General features: G+C 61.7%; 1 pseudogene. It reads left to right on the top strand.

Annotated features, from left to right (window positions below):
• Positions 1 to 859 (top strand): annotated as a pseudogene (locus ACPYOJ_RS34535) (IS3 family transposase); the annotation flags it as partial.

Here is an 859-nt window from a genome sequence, read left to right as displayed (position 1 = left end):
AGCAGGAGGCTGGTGCGAAGGCAGCCGACCTCTGCCGCAAGCACGGAATTTCGGAAGCGACGTTTTACAACTGGAAAGCCAAATACGGCGGTATGGAAGTCTCCGAGGCGAAGCGGCTGAAGGCGCTTGAGGACGAGAACGCGAGGCTGAAGAAGCTGCTGGCCGAGCAGATGCTGGATTCAGCCGCGCTTCGCGAGCTTCTTGCAAAAAAATGGTAGGGCCCGCCGCCAAGCGTGACGCCGTCGCGCATCTGAAGACTGTGATGGGTCTTTCGGAACGGCGGGCCTGCCAGATCATATCCGCCGATCGCAAGACGATCCGCTACCAGTCGAACCGACCGCCGGAGACCGAGTTGCGAGCAAGGCTGCGTGACCTTGCCAACGAGCGTCGGCGTTTCGGTTACCGGCGGCTGTTCGTCCTGCTTCGGCGGGACGGAGAGCCGTCCGGCGTTAATCGCATCTATCGGCTGTATCGGGAGGAAGGGCTTTCTGTCCGCAAGCGCAAAGCCAGACGCCGTGCTGTCGGCACGCGTGCGCCGCTTCTGGTCGAAGCGAAGGCCAATGCCCGATGGTCGCTGGATTTCGTCCACGACCAGTTCGCCTGCGGAAGGAGATTTCGCGTGCTCAACATCGTCGATGATGTGACGCGCGAATGCCTGGCAGCAATCCCGGACACCTCGATCTCCGGCCGCCGCGTCGCACGGGAGCTGACGACGCTGATCGAACGACGCGGCAAGCCCGGAATCATTGTCTCCGACAACGGCACCGAACTCACATCGAATGCCATCCTCGCCTGGTCGAAGGATCACAAGGTCGAGTGGCACTACATCGCGCCCGGAAAGCCGATGCAGAACGGCTAT

Source organism: Rhizobium sp. SVR5-9E, from assembly GCF_056755095.1.
This window is presented reverse-complemented; position numbering and strand designations above follow the sequence as displayed.